11 protein-coding genes are annotated in these 16,214 nt (G+C 49.4%); 6 read left to right on the forward strand and 5 right to left on the reverse strand.

Annotated features, from left to right (window positions below; genetic code table 11):
• Position 1 precedes the first annotated feature (1 nt).
• A complete protein-coding gene (locus tag CRO74_RS25500; RefSeq protein ID WP_394341918.1) occupies positions 2-613 on the forward strand; it encodes a GNAT family N-acetyltransferase in 612 nt (203 codons plus the stop codon).
• Between the two features lie 86 nt (positions 614-699).
• Here CRO74_RS25500 and CRO74_RS25505 read toward each other — a convergent pair whose 3' ends face one another.
• From CRO74_RS25505 to CRO74_RS25520, 4 genes are all read right to left on the reverse strand, one after another.
• A complete protein-coding gene (locus CRO74_RS25505; protein WP_097130171.1) occupies positions 700-2,427 on the reverse strand; it encodes a RagB/SusD family nutrient uptake outer membrane protein in 1,728 nt (575 codons plus the stop codon).
• A gap of 15 nt (positions 2,428-2,442) precedes the next feature.
• Positions 2,443-5,724 (reverse strand): SusC/RagA family TonB-linked outer membrane protein, encoded by a 3,282-nt coding sequence (locus CRO74_RS25510; RefSeq protein ID WP_097130173.1) that lies wholly within the window; start codon positions 5,722-5,724, stop codon positions 2,443-2,445.
• 191 nt (positions 5,725-5,915) lie between these two features.
• Positions 5,916-7,025: a FecR family protein gene (locus CRO74_RS25515; RefSeq protein ID WP_097130175.1), complete on the reverse strand. Its 1,110-nt coding sequence runs from the start codon at positions 7,023-7,025 to the stop codon at positions 5,916-5,918.
• A gap of 54 nt (positions 7,026-7,079) precedes the next feature.
• On the reverse strand, positions 7,080-7,652 hold the full coding sequence (locus tag CRO74_RS25520; protein WP_097130177.1) for an RNA polymerase sigma factor: 573 nt from the start codon (positions 7,650-7,652) through the stop codon (positions 7,080-7,082).
• Between the two features lie 327 nt (positions 7,653-7,979).
• Between CRO74_RS25520 and CRO74_RS25525 the strand changes: the two genes are divergently transcribed.
• A complete protein-coding gene (locus CRO74_RS25525; RefSeq protein ID WP_097130179.1) occupies positions 7,980-9,122 on the forward strand; it encodes a Gfo/Idh/MocA family protein in 1,143 nt (380 codons plus the stop codon).
• Between the two features lie 134 nt (positions 9,123-9,256).
• Positions 9,257-11,230 carry a glucosamine-6-phosphate deaminase gene (gene nagB / locus CRO74_RS25530; protein ID WP_097130181.1) on the forward strand — a complete coding sequence of 658 codons (1,974 nt, stop codon included), beginning with the start codon at positions 9,257-9,259 and terminating at the stop codon, positions 11,228-11,230.
• Positions 11,231-11,340: 110 nt separating this feature from the next.
• Here the strand turns inward: nagB and CRO74_RS25535 are convergent, their stop codons facing one another.
• Positions 11,341-13,248, reverse strand: coding sequence for a BamB-related PQQ repeat family beta-propellar protein (locus CRO74_RS25535; RefSeq protein WP_097130182.1), 1,908 nt, complete (start codon positions 13,246-13,248; stop codon positions 11,341-11,343).
• Positions 13,249-13,503: 255 nt separating this feature from the next.
• Between CRO74_RS25535 and CRO74_RS25540 the strand changes: the two genes are divergently transcribed.
• The 3 genes from CRO74_RS25540 to CRO74_RS25550 all read left to right on the forward strand — a co-directional run bounded on the left by CRO74_RS25540 (position 13,504) and on the right by CRO74_RS25550 (position 16,082).
• Complete coding sequence (locus CRO74_RS25540) at positions 13,504-14,394, forward strand: helix-turn-helix domain-containing protein (RefSeq protein WP_097130184.1); 891 nt, start codon at positions 13,504-13,506, stop codon at positions 14,392-14,394.
• Positions 14,395-14,461: 67 nt separating this feature from the next.
• Positions 14,462-15,199: an SDR family oxidoreductase gene (locus CRO74_RS25545; protein WP_097130186.1), complete on the forward strand. Its 738-nt coding sequence runs from the start codon at positions 14,462-14,464 to the stop codon at positions 15,197-15,199.
• A gap of 109 nt (positions 15,200-15,308) precedes the next feature.
• Entirely contained in the window at positions 15,309-16,082 is a 774-nt protein-coding gene (locus CRO74_RS25550) for a hypothetical protein (RefSeq protein ID WP_097130188.1), read from the forward strand.
• Positions 16,083-16,214: the final 132 nt, after the last annotated feature.

Genomic DNA, 16,214 nt, shown 5'->3' on the forward strand with positions numbered 1-16,214 from the left:
TTTGCCAGAATTAAATCCTTCGTCAATTACGTATGTCCGGCTTGAGGGGGCCGCGTTTCGATCTGTTTTCGATGATTTGGCGGCCCTGCGTATCGCTGTATTTTATGACTTCCCGTACTTGTACGAGGGCTCGATGGCCTACGAGAAAACGTATCTGGAAACCTATGCCCGCTCGGAACGTTCGTTTCTATTTGCGGTCTACGATGGCAACCGGATGGTAGGGGCTACAACGGCAATTCCCCTCGCTGACGAAACTCCTGAGGTGCAGATGCCTTTTCAGAAGGCGGGATACGATCTCGACACCGTCTTCTACTTTGGCGAAAGTGTGCTGCTGCCTGCTTATCGGAGGCTGGGCATCGGCAATAAATTCTTCGATGAACGGGAAGCCCACGCCCGCAAATTTGAACAGTATACAATGACCTGTTTCTGCGCCGTACAGCGCCCCGAAAACCACCCGCTTCGCCCCGCCGATTATCGTCCCCTTGATGAATTCTGGCAAAAGCGCGGTTACCGGCGAGATAGTAGTCTGCAAAGTGAAATGATCTGGCCCGACCGCGATGAAGCCGTGGAAACAGCTAAGCCGATGATTTACTGGACAAAAAATCTGTTATGAAATTAAAAAAGCCGTTCCGGCCAATCGCTTTGGTATACAGGCGGTTGACCGGAACGGCTTCTCAATGGAAGGTAATACGGCGAAGATTAATAACCGGGATTTTGCTTTAACTGCGTAGAGACGTTAAGCACATTTTGACCAATGGGGAAAATCGCCGTGTGGTTATCTGCATCCGGCTGTTTGTCCCACCAGGAGCCCGTATTGAATACACCCCAGCGAATCATGTCGGTACGCCGACGGCCTTCTACTAAAAATTCGCGGCCCCATTCGTCCAGCATCTCCTGATCGGTCAACTGGCTACCATCTGGTTTATACAGACTCGGTGAACCGGCTGGGTAATTTCTGGCCCGAACCGTATTCAGAAGAACCGCAGCCCCTGCTTTATCCCCCGCCCGGTATTTGCACTCGGCCAGTGAGTAATAGATTTCGGCCAACCGGATTTCAGCGTAAGCCGATGAGATTTTATTCAGGTCGCTGCTCGGGTAATAGGGATACTTCACCGGGGTAATCCCTGAATTCTGGTCGGCATTGTTCATGTTTGAGGTCTTGTCGGCAATTTTGGTGCCGGGCTTAGCTCCCAGGAACAGACCAACCTGATCGCGGAAAAACAAGGGATAAGGTCCTTTGGTCGAGCGTACCGTGTCGACTCTCCCGTTTGAGTTGATGTAAGGCAGATAGCCTTGTAAAAACATGCCTTCCCGTTTGCTGTTACCCAGGTTTTTGTAAGTTTTCAGCCGAACATCGTCCGGGTATTTCTGGAATTTTATAAAAGGTTTACCCAGCGCAAAGCTATACTCCGTACTATCGACATCCCGGCCCGGCTGAAGCGCATATTTCGGGTTGGCTGTACCAAAATCCGTGAACCCGAAGTAAAAGGTAGCATTGACCGGCAGCATCCAGAAATACATGCCCCCATCATACTGCCAGTGGGTCTGGGCAAAACTGCCCGGAAAGCCAAAGACCGTTTCGCCCGATGTTGGATTGGTGTAGTCGAAAGGCGCATCCCAACGGCTTTCCAGCGCGTACTGCCCGTATTTACCGGCCAGAATATCCGTGCATACGGTAGCGCAATCGGCAAAATGGTCGGTGCCGGTATATACTTTCGCGTTCAGATACAAGCGAACCAATAGGGCCGCAGCTCCGCCCTGGGTCCAGCGGCCAATGGCGTTGGCGCCCAGACTTTGCCGGGTTGGCAAGTTAGGGATCGACTCTTTCAGCTCCTGCTCGATATAACTGAATGCTTCCTGCGGAGGTACCTGCAAACCTCCCTGCGATTCACCTTTTACTTTTTTGACCAGCACAATGTTGCGATAAAAGTCCAGCAGCCGCAGGTTGAGCCAGGCACGCAGGGTCCGGACTTCGGCAATCATATCGTCCAGTTCAGCCTGCGTCATGTTGAACCTGGCCGGGTCCGTAATGCCCTGCAAATCTTCCAGCGTGTTGGTGGCCAGCGTAACCCCGCCGTAGAGCGCGTTCCAGGCATCACTGGTGTACCCGTCATTTGGCGTCCAGGTGTGGTAATGAACCCGCTGGAACTGCCCACCGTCGAACCAGTCGCCCTGCCGGTTGGGGGTCATCAGCTCATCCGAGCTGTTCTCCTGAAGCATAAACGTCGCCCCACCCTGAATAGTCCAGTAGCTGTGCTCGAAGGGGCGCAGGAAGTCGCGGATGACATCTTCTTTAGTCTGGAGGAAGTTGTCGGACGTGATCCGGTCAGAAAGTACTTCATCTAAATTGGTACATCCACCGGTCAGAACGAGTACTAAAGCGACGGATGCAATGCGTATGGTATTGAAAAAACGAGATCGTTTCATAAGTTGGGTAACTAATTAAAAGGTGACCTGAAGGCCCAGCAAAAGTTGGGTTGTTGATGGGAAGTAATTCAAGGTGTTGTTAACGCCTGGATACAGACCGTTAATTTGAACCAGATCCGGATCGCCCCCCGTGTATTTGGTGAAGGTTTTCAAATTGCGGGTTGTCACATAGATCCGCGCCGAGCGCAGGAATTTGCTCGTAACAGGCTGCGTATAACTCAGGGTTACGTTATCGATCTTGACGAAGCTACCCGGCTCCATAAAGTAGTCTGACAGGGACGAGTAGGTAGCAGGACTCGTCAGTTTTGAGTACTTGCTGCCGTCGTAGGCCGAGGTAAGTGTATTGATATTCTGCTGGGTGGCTGGCGTTCCTAAGTAAAACGCATAGGTGTTAAAAATCCGGTAGCCGAACGTACCCCGCAGAAATACCGTCAGATCCCATTTTTTGTATCTGAGGTTATTCGTCAAACCACCTGTAAAGGTGGGCAGGCCATTCCCCACAAACTGTCTGTCGTCGTTGTTGGCTTTGTTAGCCTGAATAACATCGCCATTCTTATTGTAAACCAGCAAAGCACCCGTCTCATCGACCCCCGCTGACTTCAGCATGTAAAAGCTGCCAATCCGGGTGCCTTCCTGCAGGCGTTGGGCGTTACCGGGGCTACCCGGTGCGGGCATGCCTACTACGTCAATAAAGGTTTGGCCTTTATACGCTTCACTGGAGAAAGCGACAAACTTATTGCTGTTGGTGGCTCCGGCGAAGTTTATGTTATAACTGAAATCCTTGTTGTTGACCACGGCCACATTCAGCTGGATTTCCAGACCGGAATTCTTCATGGTACCCACATTGGCAAAGGTCGACCCCTGTACGTTTGGCGGGTTAGGCACAGCATAGGAACCCAGCAAATCTTTGTTGGTACGCACGTAGTAGTTCAGGCTACCCGTTAGGCGGCTGTTCTTAAACAGATCGAAGTCGACGCCAACGTTAAAGTTGATGGCTTTTTCCCAGCGTAAATTATAGTTCGTGTTCTGGCTGGGTCCCCAAACCTGATACGATGTGTTATTGTAGAGATAATACCCGTAACCGCCATACGTATCCAGTGAGAGGTAATTGCCGAAATCCTGGTTGCCCGTTACGCCGTAATCGGCCCGTAGTTTCAGTTCGTTTAACCAGGAGGTGCCCTGTGCAAACTTTTCCTGGGTGATGCGCCAGCCTACCGATGCCGCCGGGAAGTTTCCCCATTTGTTGTCGTAGCCAAATTTAGACGAACCTTCCCGCCGTAAACTGGCCGACATATAATACTTCTGATCGTAGTCGTAATTCACGCGCCCGAAAAAAGCCGCCAGTTTGGAGTTATTCCGGTAAGAGCCTACGTTATTGACGCCTTGCTGTAAGTTCCATAATCCAGTGCCCAGGCTGTTATATGTCAGTACATCGGAGGGGAAATTTTCATTGGATGCGTTAAAGCCGGATGACGTAAAATACTGGTATGAATAGCCGCCCAGTAACTTGATAGCGTGTTTCTGAACTTCCAGCGCATAATTGCCCGTCCACTCAAAGCTTTTCTGATCATTTTCGTCTAAGGATTGCGAGGCCGTGTTGCGCTTCGTGCCATTGATGACCGTGGTTAAGGTCGATGGCGAAAAATTCTCATTCCGGAACGAGGACGTTACTTCTCCCAGCGTGATCAGTGTCGACAGGTTTTGCAGGATGTTCAGTTTAAACGAACCATTGATGTCCAGGTATTTTACTTCCTGCCCTGATACTACATTTCTAGCCCGTTCAACGGGATTATTCGCAAAAAAACCAGTGTTCACGTACGCATACTTTCCGTCAGTATCATAAACGGGCTGGGTCGGATTGAGGGTCGACGCGTAATTGAAACCACTGTAGTCGGCCAGGTTCGTTTTTGTATACCGGGGAGCGGCCGTGAAGGTAAGGGCATACAGGTTATTGGCGGAGGTATGGTTGATGTTTACCCGGCCACCGTATTCCTGCTTGCTGGACCGCAGGTCGATACCCTCAGCCTTACGGTAGTCGACCGAAGTGAAATAGTTGGTTTGCCCGTTTCCACCCGAAAACTGCAGGGTGTGTTTCTGTGCAAAAGCCGGACTACGGCTTACCGCTTTCGTCCAGTCGGTATTACCACCCAGGTCGACGCCCCGTTTATTGGCCAGAAATTCATCTCGGTTCAACAACTTCAACTTGTTGGTAATGTAATCAAAGGACGTGTAGCCGTCGTAGAAGATGCGGGATTCGGACGATCCTTTCTTGGTCGTGATCACAATAACCCCGTTACTACCCCGCGTGCCGTAGATGGCCGAAGCCGCCCCGCCTTTCAGTACATCGATCGACTCGATCTCGTTCTGGTTGATGTTGTCCAGGTTACCGCCGGGTATGCCGTTGATAACGAACAACGGCCCCAGTCCGGCGCTTCTCGACGATACCCCGCGAAGCTGAATGCTGGGCGTCGAGTTAGGGTCACCGGAGGCTGTATTGGTCACGGACAGGCCCGCCACTTTGCCCTGAATGGCCATTAACGGGCTGTTGCTGCCCACCCGAAGCAAGTCTGACGACGATAAGTGCGTGACCGCGCTGGTCACTTCCTTGCGGTTCAGCGAACCGTAACCAATAACAACAACTTCATTGATGGACTTTACATCGGGCTTGAGTTGTACCGACAGCGTTGACTGACCGGTAACGGCGACCTCCTGACTGGTGTACCCAACAAAACTAAAGACCAGCGTCTGGGCTCCGTCAGGAATGGTTAACCGATACGTCCCCGATGCGTCGGTTACCGCACCACGGGGTGAGCCTTTCACGACCACACTGACCCCTGGCAGCCCTTCGCCTTTTTCGTCGGAAACGACCCCGGTTATTGTCCGTTCTGCTGGCGCACCTGCGTCCTCAACGGCTTCACCCGCCTGAATGCTGATGGCCTGCTCAGTCGTACGCGCCAGAATAATCTGTTCGCCGGAAATGCTGAAATTTACCTTTAATGGAACAAGCAACTTTTCCAGCACTTCCTTTAGTGTGCTGTTCTGCACGCGCATCGAGACAAGCTGTTTGGAGCGAACAATTTGCGGACTGTACGAAAATTTGACGTTAGCCGCTTTCTCAATGCTTTGTAGTACCGTCTTGATATTCTGATCCCGGACAATGAGGCTTATTCGCCGGTCAAGCAGTTCCTGGGCTGAGACATCAGTAGCCCACGAAACGCCCATGAAAAGCACGGCCAGCAGGAGTTGCAGAGCCGTAAGCTGCATCAACCTTAGTAAGGTAGAATTTACGTTTTTCATTCTGTTGATTAATTGGATGGAGTAAAAAAACTGGGTAAGAACCTACCTTCTGTCATGAAAATCCATAGAACAAAAGGAATAAAGTCGGATAGATAGACCTCTCCGATCGGAGTGATAGAAATCTGGATCAATGCATACGTTGAGAAATTAGATGGGTGAAAGAATTAATAGACAGTCGTCAGCGGAGGTGGCTATTGGGGCTGACAGTTTCCGCCGTTGATAATGACCTGACCGTCGATGATCTCATACGTGGCACCAACCGTAGCGCAAACGATGGTCAGTTTTTGCTCAAACGATTCGTTGGTCATTGACGAGTTCAACTGGCAATCGGCCAGTGCTTCTTTGTTGTAGCGAATCTCAATACCATAGGCTTCCTGCAACTCCTGCAATACCTGAGGAATGGGCGTATCGTTGTATACGAATGAAGGAGTTTTCTTTTGGCGAGTCGGTGCGGGGACGAGGGTAGGCGCATCGACCAGCATTTTATCAAACTGGGCCGTTTCCCGATTAAAGACAACCTGCTGATTGGGTAGCAGCATTACCCCTTTTTGCCGGACTGAAGAGGCAGATGCTGGCTCATTGCGATAGACCGACACCTGACCGGATTGAACCTGAACCTGAACCCGGTTTTCCTGAGCAAAGGCCCGCACGGTAAACCTCGTTCCTACCACCTTCGTAACCACTTCATTGGCATGTACCAGAAAGGGTTTTCCGCTGTTTCGGGTTACGCTGAAGGTTGCTTCGCCGGATAAATAAACAATCCGGTTTTGCTGACCGAAATTAGTTGGATACCCAATCCGGCTGTCGGGAGCCAGCGATACAACCGACTGATCGGGCAACTGAATGGTTTGAACTTGCTGGCTGGTATTTATTTTTTCGGTAAACGTATCCGGCAGCTTGGCCAGTTGTTGCTCGTAGACAGAAGGACGCTGTTTGGTTTGCCACCAGAAACCGATACCCAGCGCCAGAAAAATGGTAGCCGCAGCCGCCCACCGCATCCAGCCCAACGAACGGATGGCGGTTTGAGCTAGTGGGGGCTGCGCATTCGTGTGCTGAATCCGAATCAGCAGTTGCCGGATAGTCTCTTCTGGTATTTGCGTTTGTGCATACGCGGTCAGGCCAAGCCGGATGGCATCGACTATATCGACCGCCTGCTGGTGCTCTTTCTGACGGTGCGGGTGTTGAGTGAGCCACCTGTGCCAAAACTCAGTCGACTCGGGTGTAGGGTCAAGCTGATGGTGGACGAAAGCATCGTCTGTTAAGAAATCGGCCGCCGAAAAGTTCTCGTAAACGTGTTCCACTAACTACTGATTTGCCAGTAGATGACGGATTGTGAAAAACGTACTCACTAAATCCTAAAAAAAGGTGGAAAAAGTTAAAATGGAAAGTACGGTCCAGCCACGAAGCCGCTCAACGGCCCGAAAAACCAGGTTTTTGGCTGACTGCTGATTGACATCCAGTACTTCGCCGATCTGATTATAATTCATATTTTCGACAAAGCGCAGTTTCAGGGCTTCCTGCTGCCGGGGTGGCAGTTGTGCAATAAGCCGCTCAAGTCGCTGCTGACGGGTACTGGCCGCTTCCAGTTCTTCACGTATTTCCAGCTCATTGGGCTCCGTCCAGAGGGCATCATAATCTGCTTCGTCCAATGATTTATTGTACCGCTCTTTCCGTTCGAGCAAATGCATGATTCGATTTTTAAGCGCTCTCAGCAGATAGTGACGGATGTTGTCGGGAATGGTCAACCGGTTGCGTTTTGCCCATAATTCCGTAAAGACGTCATGTACACAGTCCAGCACAAAGGCTTCTGAAGCGGCCACCAGACTCATGCCATAGCGATACATAGCCCGAATATGAAGCTGGTATAATTGTGTGTAAGCCTCTTCATCTCCCGATTGGAAAGCGGCCCAAAGCTGCTGTTCGTTCACCTGACGTTTTTAAGCAAAAAAGTTTACCCTCAGTTGTATTATCGGCTTACATGATTAAAGGTTATATGAACGAAATTTACTATTCGTTTCATATACTACCTGAGAACTACGTTGTCTTAACCACGTGCCTCCACAGACTAATGCTCTTCCAATTTAATTCTTAAACTTTTGGCCCAGACAAAGCCGCCAACTTTTAGTCTAACTTCTATTTTGGTAAAGCACTGGTTTCGATGCCCGCCTGGGGTTGTCACGTAATCCAAAGCGCAGGATTCTTCCAACATAAGTGCCTTACTGGCTGTTGTTTTCACAGACATAACCTAAAATAGCATGGAAGCAAACGCGCCAAACGAACGCGAAATCGGAATTGGAGTTATCGGCATGGGCGGCTTTGGGCTGTTTGCCGTTCAGCAATTCTTACAAACACCGCATACAAAATTAGTTGCCATTGCCGGCTCGAAACGGGAGGAAGCCATCCGCACGGCCAAACGATTCGGAGCCGAGCAGCTCGGGAGTCTGGACGAGCTGGTCAATCATCCGGACGTCGATATTGTGTACATTGCCACGCCCCCCTTTCTGCATTATGAACAGGCAATGCTCGCCCTCAATGCCGGAAAACACGTCATTTGTGAGAAGCCACTGGCCATGAATCCCGAAGAGGGAGCCGAAATGCTGGCGCTGGCGAAAGAAAAAGGGTTGCTGATGGTTACGAACCTGATGCAGCGATACAACCCCATGTTTGCCCGGATCAAACACCTGATCGACAAAAACCTTTTGGGCGATTTTCTGCACGGGTATTTTGAAAATTACGCGGGCGATGAAGGTCTCTCGCCCGAACACTGGTTCTGGGACCGCAGTAAGAGTGGCGGCATCTTTATTGAACACGGCGTTCACTTCTTCGATATGTTTGAAGGCTGGTTCGGGCATGGCACCGTAAAAGCCGCCCAGGTAATTAAGCGTCCGAACAGTAATGACGTTGAAGATCAGGTGCAGGCCGTCGTTGAATACGGCGATGACGAAACCGGCCGGAAACTGGTTAATTTTTACCACGGTTTTACACAAACAGGGCGCATGGACCGTCAGGAAATGCGGCTTGTGTTTGAACGGGGCGACATTACGCTGTTCGAGTGGGTACCAACCCGAATGATCCTGCGCTGTGTAGCCGACGAAGAAACCAGTCGGGCGTTGATGGACCTCTTTCCGGGGGCTCAACTCAATGTAACAGCCAATGTGAGTGGTAAGGATTTACCCCTGCGCGGTCGGCATAAGGAATTTAATGCCTACCAGCAGATCGAACTTCGCTTTGGTTTCGGTGAGGAAAAACAGCATTTGTATAGCGAATTGCTGCGGCTCATGTTTCGGGATCAGGTCAATGGAATTCATTATCCGGGTACGCACCGGCTCATTACAGAAGACAACGGCCTGCACTCTCTGCAAACCGCTACCCTGGCCGATCAGCTGGCGCGTCAATGAATGAGCCTGAGAACGAGAGGAGTGAGTTAATAAAAAAATTTAAAAATATTAGCTTGCGGTAGGAAATCAGGTAAAAACTACCTGATTTTTTTCGACCTTTGTGTCATCTCATCTTTTTCTCCGCACAGCGCAACATGATTACGGAGTCTTTATTACTCGATAACCCAGACGGGCAAATTCCGGGTGCAGCAGCCAATGGTGGTCCCATTCAGTCGGCCATTACCTACGAGAAAATTCCTACACACATTTACGCCGATGCCAAAGATGCATCGCGGGCAGTGGCTCAGGAAATTGCAGAACTGATTCGTCAGAAACAACGCGAGAACAAGCCCTGCGTGTTGGGTCTGGCGACGGGCTCATCGCCTAAAACGGTTTATGCGGAACTCATTCGGATGCACCGGGAAGAGGGGTTAAGCTTCAAAAACGTTGTTTCCTTTAATCTGGACGAATATTTCCCAATGGAACCGAACTCGTTGCAGAGTTACTGGCGATTTATGCGGGAGCAGTTGTTCGACCATGTGGATATTGAGGACGGAAATTACCATGTTCCCGATGGCACGCTTCAGGCCGATAAGGTAGGCGAGTTTTCGAAGCAATACGAAGCGGCTATTGAGGCTGCTGGCGGACTGGATTTTCAGTTGCTGGGTATTGGCGGTAACGGACACATTGGGTTCAACGAGCCGGGTTCGCTCATTAACTCACATACCCGCCTGATGATGCTCGACAACTCGACGCGGGCTGCCGCATCGGTCGATTTCGGTGGCCTTCCCAAGACGCCCCGCAAGGCGATCACGATGGGGGTTGCGAGTATTCTGGGTGCCCGCCGGGTGGTGCTACTTGCCTGGGGTGAGCGAAAAGCCCCCGTTATCCGGGGTGCTGTTGAGGGGTTGGTAACGGAGCTGAACCCGGCATCGTACCTGCAAACACACCCGAACGCGCTCTTCGTTATTGATGCAGCCGCAGCCTCTGAGTTGACCCGCATGAAAACACCCTGGCTGGTGGATTCGGTTGAGTGGGATAACAAAATGAAGAAGAAAGCCGTCACCTATTTGTCCCTGGCGCTCGGTAAGCCTATTCTTAAACTAACCGACCGCGACTATAACGACAATGGGATGAGCGACCTGCTGGCTCAATACGGCCAGTCGTACGATATTAACATCGACGTTTTTAACCAGCTTCAGCATACCATTACGGGCTGGCCGGGCGGCAAACCCAATGCCGACGATACCAATCGGCCGGAACGGGCGCTGCCTGCCAAAAAGCGCTGCCTGATTTTCAGCCCCCACCCGGATGATGACATCATCTCGATGGGCGGTACGTTCCAGCGTCTGCGCGATCAGGGCCATGAAGTACATGTAGGCTATCAAACATCCGGCAACATTGCCGTGGCCGATGACGAAGCGCTGCGTTTTGCCGATTACGTGGTCGACTTTAACTCGAAATTTGGCATTAACAGCCCCGAAGCTACCCGTATTTTCCAGGATGCGGCTCAGTCCCTGCGGGATAAGAAAGATTCCGAAATGGACACCGCCGAAGTCCGTTATGTGAAAGGCCTTATTCGGATGGGCGAAGCTAAATCGACCTGCCGATTCGTTGGTATTCCGGTTGAGAACGCACACTTCCTGAACATGCCATTTTACGAAACCGGAACAGTAGCGAAGAAGCCACTTAGTGAAGAAGATATCAAGATTACGATGGCGTTGATCGAAGAGATCAAACCACATCAAATCTATGCTGCCGGTGACCTCGCCGATCCGCACGGAACGCACAAGGTTTGCCTGGATGCCATTCTGGAATCGGTACGGCGGTTAAAACACAAGAATTTTATGAAAGACTGCTGGGTTTGGCTCTACCGTGGTGCCTGGGCTGAGTGGGATATTCACGAAATCGAAATGGCCGTACCCATGTCGCCCGATCAGGTCATGAAAAAGCGGTTAGGGATCTTTAAACACCAGTCGCAGAAAGACGGTGTAGTGTACCAGGGTACCGACTCCCGCGAGTTCTGGCAGCGGGCCGAAGAGCGTAACGGTGCCACGGCCGGCCTGTACAACAAACTGGGTCTGGCCGAATACGAAGCCATGGAAGCGTTTGTTCGCTGGCGGTTTTAGAGTACTACTATTTTAATAAAAAAGGACCTTCTCTAAAAGGTCCTTTTTTATTAAAACTTGAACAAAAAATCCAGATCAACGGGATGATCTAGCAAGCATTTTCTATTCATTTACAAATTGTATGAATAAAACTTATTGGAGTCGACAATCACAAATAATGCATTAAGGGTTTCATCGACAACGTAAACAGGAGTCAAATCTTTGAGGATAATTTTACCGTTTTCGCTGCCTGTATCTTTATTGATTTTCAGCAGACCGGTACGTTTTAGCCCATCCTCCTCAATACCTGTCAGTATATATTGTGCATCCTTTGTGGCAAACGTGGCCTTGTAGCGCTTTGCGTACATATCTGTAAAAGCACTATTCGCCCCCGCACTTGTCTCCGCAATTGAGTAAGAGTTGTTGGCACTACGTAGGTTTGAATTGGCTTGGGTCTCATTACCCATAACTGTATTACCGGCTGCTGATGCTACATTTTTGGTGAAATTCACAGTGCCCGCTACCATACCATAGGCTGACGCAGCCTGACCTACTAAAGCCAGCGCACGTTTTCCCGCACCGGGCTCCCGATAAAATTTATTATACAGTGCTTTCCCATCGTAACTAATCAGCCACATATTCTGGCTTGAACTGAGCAGATAACCAGTTTTCCGGGTTTCTATCAGTTCAACATCTTCATCCTTACCTTTAAATTTGATGTCTTCGGCAAGTAATTTATTCGACAGATCGCCGAGATCAACTGTATAGAGTTTGTCATTGCTGTAAATGAGCATCGTATTGCGGTCACGATCAATCGAAATCACAGGTCTGCCCCGCAGTTTAATTCGACGTTTCCAGATATCATCGCGGCCATCTTTAAAGTCAATCACATTAGCCTCTTCTGCATTAGCGAATAATAACCCTTTTGAGGTAATTTGATACGTTGTTACAGGCTTGTCTGTTTTGTACGATTTACGCCACAGATCCTTTCCGGTATAATCCATATAGTCGAATTGCGATTCCTTTTCCGAACTGGAAAGTACCAATAGTCCATCCTGAAGGAATTCAACAGACTGTAGGGGCAAGTCAACCGTGTTAGCCTTTTTCCAAACGGATTTCCCTGTGGTTTCATCAATACGCGTCAGGCCATTTTTGGACACGGACAGTAGTGTATTTTGCGACATTGGTACGAAATACATGAACTCGCCCGATATTTTATACGGGTCTTTCCAGATCGCGGTACCTTTATCCAGCGAGTAACCCATGATATTGCGGCCCGCTCCGGTATAGACTACAGTACCGTTCTCCGACATCTCTACATGACCAACGGGTTCGTCAAATTTAACTTGCCAGAGTATTGTGCCGCTTTTTCCATTGTATCGGGTCAAGGTTTGCCCTGAAGCAAACAGAATATTGCTATCCTTATCAAGAGTGGTCTCTAAGGCGGGGCTCATACCTGAAGCTTTCATGGCCAGACTCATCATTGACCCCATCATTCCCCGTTTTACCCCGGGTATTTCGGTACGCCAGCGCTCCTGCCCCGTTGCCAGGTCTAACAGAACAAGGTACTCTTTTTTGTCCTGCTTAATTTGCAATAGCATAGCACCTATGGCAAATAGGGGAGAGGTGCCGGTAATGGACATCGTACTACCTTTGCTTGTGAAAATCTGCTGACCTGTCAGATAATTAATGATTGAGGTCTGGGATTTACTTAGCATACTTGATTCTTCCTGAATCAGTGCAAAAGGGGTGGACTGGATTTCCTGTAATGCATTGGCCGATAAACCTTTTTCAAGGTTAGTAATTGGAACATCCCACTTTATCTGCCAGCTTATTTTATGCGTCTCCGGATCAATACCAAACAGCCCTTTCGAACTGTAGGCTACCAACATACCCGTAGAGGTTTGTTTAAGCCATTTGATATTTCCATCCAGATCTAATGACCAGTTAGGTGTTTTTGTATCCTGAGCCGATAAATTCTTTCCAGCCAATAGAGTAATGGCAAAGATCAGGTTAATGAGCGTATTTTTAAGAGTCATGCGTGTGTGTGATTCGTGAAAAAATTAATTTGTGCCTAACGGCAATTTTTTATGTATTTATCAAAGGTATAGTATTATTAATATTGTTTTGTGTAATAAAATTTATATTTAATAATACTTAAATAGTATACTAGTAGGGTTGAATTGAACTTATGTGGCTCTGTCCTGGATAGTAAAAAAATAACAAGTTGCGGTTCTGCGGGGCAATCACCCTGGAAGTGGCTGGCCTGTCTTAAAAGTTTGTAGTTTTATCCAATGCAGCTACTCAACGACAACCAACAGGTACCGGTTTACGGGTTAGAGCCCGACGAAGAGACCGGCAATACCCAGTTTAGGGTGTATAATTTTGAGGGGACTCTCCCTAACCAGTCAGAGCTTCTTATTCCGCACCGAAAGAACCATTATCTGTTTGTGTTTATAAGGCGGGCGGGTAGCCGTCAATGGATAGACATGACGCCCTATCGCCTGAAAGACAATACGATCTACTTCACGGGACCCGATCAAATCATTGTAAAAGAGGAATTTATTCAGTTGTGGAGCACAGGCATTGCCTTTACGAAGGAGTTTCTGGCCTTTCAGGAGAATGAGTCATTAAGCAAACTGCCGCTCATTCAAAATCTCCAAAGCGGCCATGAACTACTGCTTACAGAGGCTGATGTAAATTTTGTTGAGGATGCGCTGGCCAAGATCAATGCCGAGTACCAACGCCCCGGTGAGTGGCAGCAACGCATGCTGACTGCCTACCTGACGGTGCTGCTTACCTATTTGAGCCGCCTGTATACAGAGCAGTATGCCCGTAAGCCGGTTTCGACAGACAACCTGTTATTAAAAAAATATCAGACCAAAATAGACGAGCACTTCCGCGAGCTGCATCAGGTGAGTGAATATGCTTCGTTGCTCAATGTATCGGCCGGGTATTTGAGCGAAGTGGTAAAAGCCCAAAGCGGCAAACCGGCCATTATGCACATCCATGAGCGCCTGGTACTCGAAGCCCGGCGGTTACTGTTTCATACGCAACAGTCGCTCAAGGAAATCGCGTTCGATCTTGGTTTTTCGGATGCTTCCTACTTTAACCGCTTCTTCAAACGCGAAACGAACCTGACACCCGCCGAGTATCGGGCCAGTATCCGCGAAATGTACCAGTAATACCGAAAGATGTGTTTCAGTTGCCAGGGTGGGACGCGGTAGCTTTGTGCCCATAAACAACTGAAACATGAAAACAGTACTGATAACAGGCGCAAACAAAAGCATTGGCTTTGAAACAGCCCGGCAATTATTACAACAAGGCTATTATGTGTACCTGGGCAGCCGGGATATACAGAAAGGTCAGCAGGCGGTTCGCCAGCTACAGGCCGAGGGCTTGACTCAGGTAGAGCCCATCGAGATCAATGTAGATGACCTTGCCTCGATAAAGGCCGCCCGCGAAACACTTGATCAGAAAACGACCGTGCTGGATGTGCTCATCAACAATGCGGGAATTCATGGCGCTATGCCGCAAACATCACTGGAAGCGGATATAAGCGTCTTCAAGCAGGTATTCGACACCAACGTTTTTGGCGTCATTAGTGTAACACAGGCGTTCATCGACCTGCTAAGGCAGTCGCCGGAGCCACGAATCGTTAACGTGACTTCGGGCTTGGGTTCACTCACGCTGCATAGCGATCCCAACTGGAAATACTATATGGTGAAGCCTACGGCTTATGTAGCGTCCAAAGCGGCTCTCAATGCGTACACCATTGTGTTGGCTTACGACCTGCGCGACACGGCGTTCAAGGTAAATTCGGTTGACCCTGGCTACACCGCCACCGACTTTAACAACCATAGTGGACCCGGAACTGTGCCCGATGCTGCTGCCCGAGTGGTGAAAGCGGCCACTTTTGGTCCGGACGGCCCAACAGGTCAATTCTTCAGTGACGATAACGTACCCGAAACAGGAATCAGTCCATGGTAATCTGTAGCCAATAGCTTGTGTTAACTACTTGTTTGTTATGATATAGATTTTGGATATACTTGCATCAATATATAATAGTTGTATTATAACTTGACGTTTTTCCAACTCTATGACCAGACAGAACAAGCAGCGAACGCTTCGGCTGTTTGCGCTTCATGAATTCATTCAGGACCACTTCACCAAGTCTGACTGGATCAAAGTAGCGTACCTGACCGATAGCCTTGACTTAATTGAAGATCACCCGAGGTTGTTGCGGAGCCTTGACTTCAAAGATGATGATTATGAGGGCAATAGCTTGCAGGTTCTGTCGAAACTGATTAGCGAGAGCAGTAGTAATTTATACGAGATCGAACACTTTATCGAGGCTAAAAAAGCGACCATGCATCGGCCGCTGCGCGAAGTGACCGACTTTATTTCGACGGTTCAAAGCCATGCGCCCGAACGAGTAATCACCTTTGCTCCCGACGTTTTTCGGATTCCGGCCAAACCCGTCGAGTCGAATGTGTTGTCGGTCATGATGCCGTTTGAAGGAAGATTTTCCGGCACCTACACCGCCATTCGGAATGTGTGCGACCGGCTGGGTATCGACTGCAAACGGGCCGACGATATCTGGGACAACAGCATTTTGATTCAGGATGTGTTCGACCTGATCTTTACCTCCCGCGCCGTCATCACCGATTTCACGGATCGAAACCCAAACGTATTCTATGAAACGGGGGTAGCGCATACGCTGGGCAAACTGGTCATTCCCATTACCCAGTCGGTAGGCGATATTCCCTTCGACTTACGCCATCACCGCGCCCTAACGTACCTGTCGAATGCCGAAGGATTACAAAAACTGGAAGCCGATCTGGAGAAAAAGCTGGCGAAAGTATTTAGTTAACAACGTACCCACGGGTTTCAACCCGTGATAATAGAACTAGTAATTATCACGTGGGCACCGAGAACATAATGTCGCGGTCGATGTTGGGTTTCAACCCGTGATAATGGAACTAGTAATTATCACGGGTTGAAA

Origin of the sequence: Spirosoma fluviale, from assembly GCF_900230225.1 — a bacterium.
GTDB lineage: Bacteria > Bacteroidota > Bacteroidia > Cytophagales > Spirosomataceae > Spirosoma > Spirosoma fluviale.

What these genes read in the sequence shown, in the direction of transcription:
- CRO74_RS25535 (WP_097130182.1), bottom strand. Translation starts at nt 13,248, where the DNA reads ATGACTCTTAAAAATACGCTCATTAACCTGATCTTTGCCATTACTCTA.
- CRO74_RS25545 (WP_097130186.1), top strand. Translation starts at nt 14,462, where the DNA reads ATGAAAACAGTACTGATAACAGGCGCAAACAAAAGCATTGGCTTTGAA.
- CRO74_RS25540 (WP_097130184.1), top strand. Translation starts at nt 13,504, where the DNA reads ATGCAGCTACTCAACGACAACCAACAGGTACCGGTTTACGGGTTAGAG.
- CRO74_RS25525 (WP_097130179.1), top strand. Translation starts at nt 7,980, where the DNA reads ATGGAAGCAAACGCGCCAAACGAACGCGAAATCGGAATTGGAGTTATC.
- CRO74_RS25550 (WP_097130188.1), top strand. Translation starts at nt 15,309, where the DNA reads ATGACCAGACAGAACAAGCAGCGAACGCTTCGGCTGTTTGCGCTTCAT.
- CRO74_RS25505 (WP_097130171.1), bottom strand. Translation starts at nt 2,427, where the DNA reads ATGAAACGATCTCGTTTTTTCAATACCATACGCATTGCATCCGTCGCT.
- CRO74_RS25510 (WP_097130173.1), bottom strand. Translation starts at nt 5,724, where the DNA reads ATGAAAAACGTAAATTCTACCTTACTAAGGTTGATGCAGCTTACGGCT.
- nagB (WP_097130181.1), top strand. Translation starts at nt 9,257, where the DNA reads ATGATTACGGAGTCTTTATTACTCGATAACCCAGACGGGCAAATTCCG.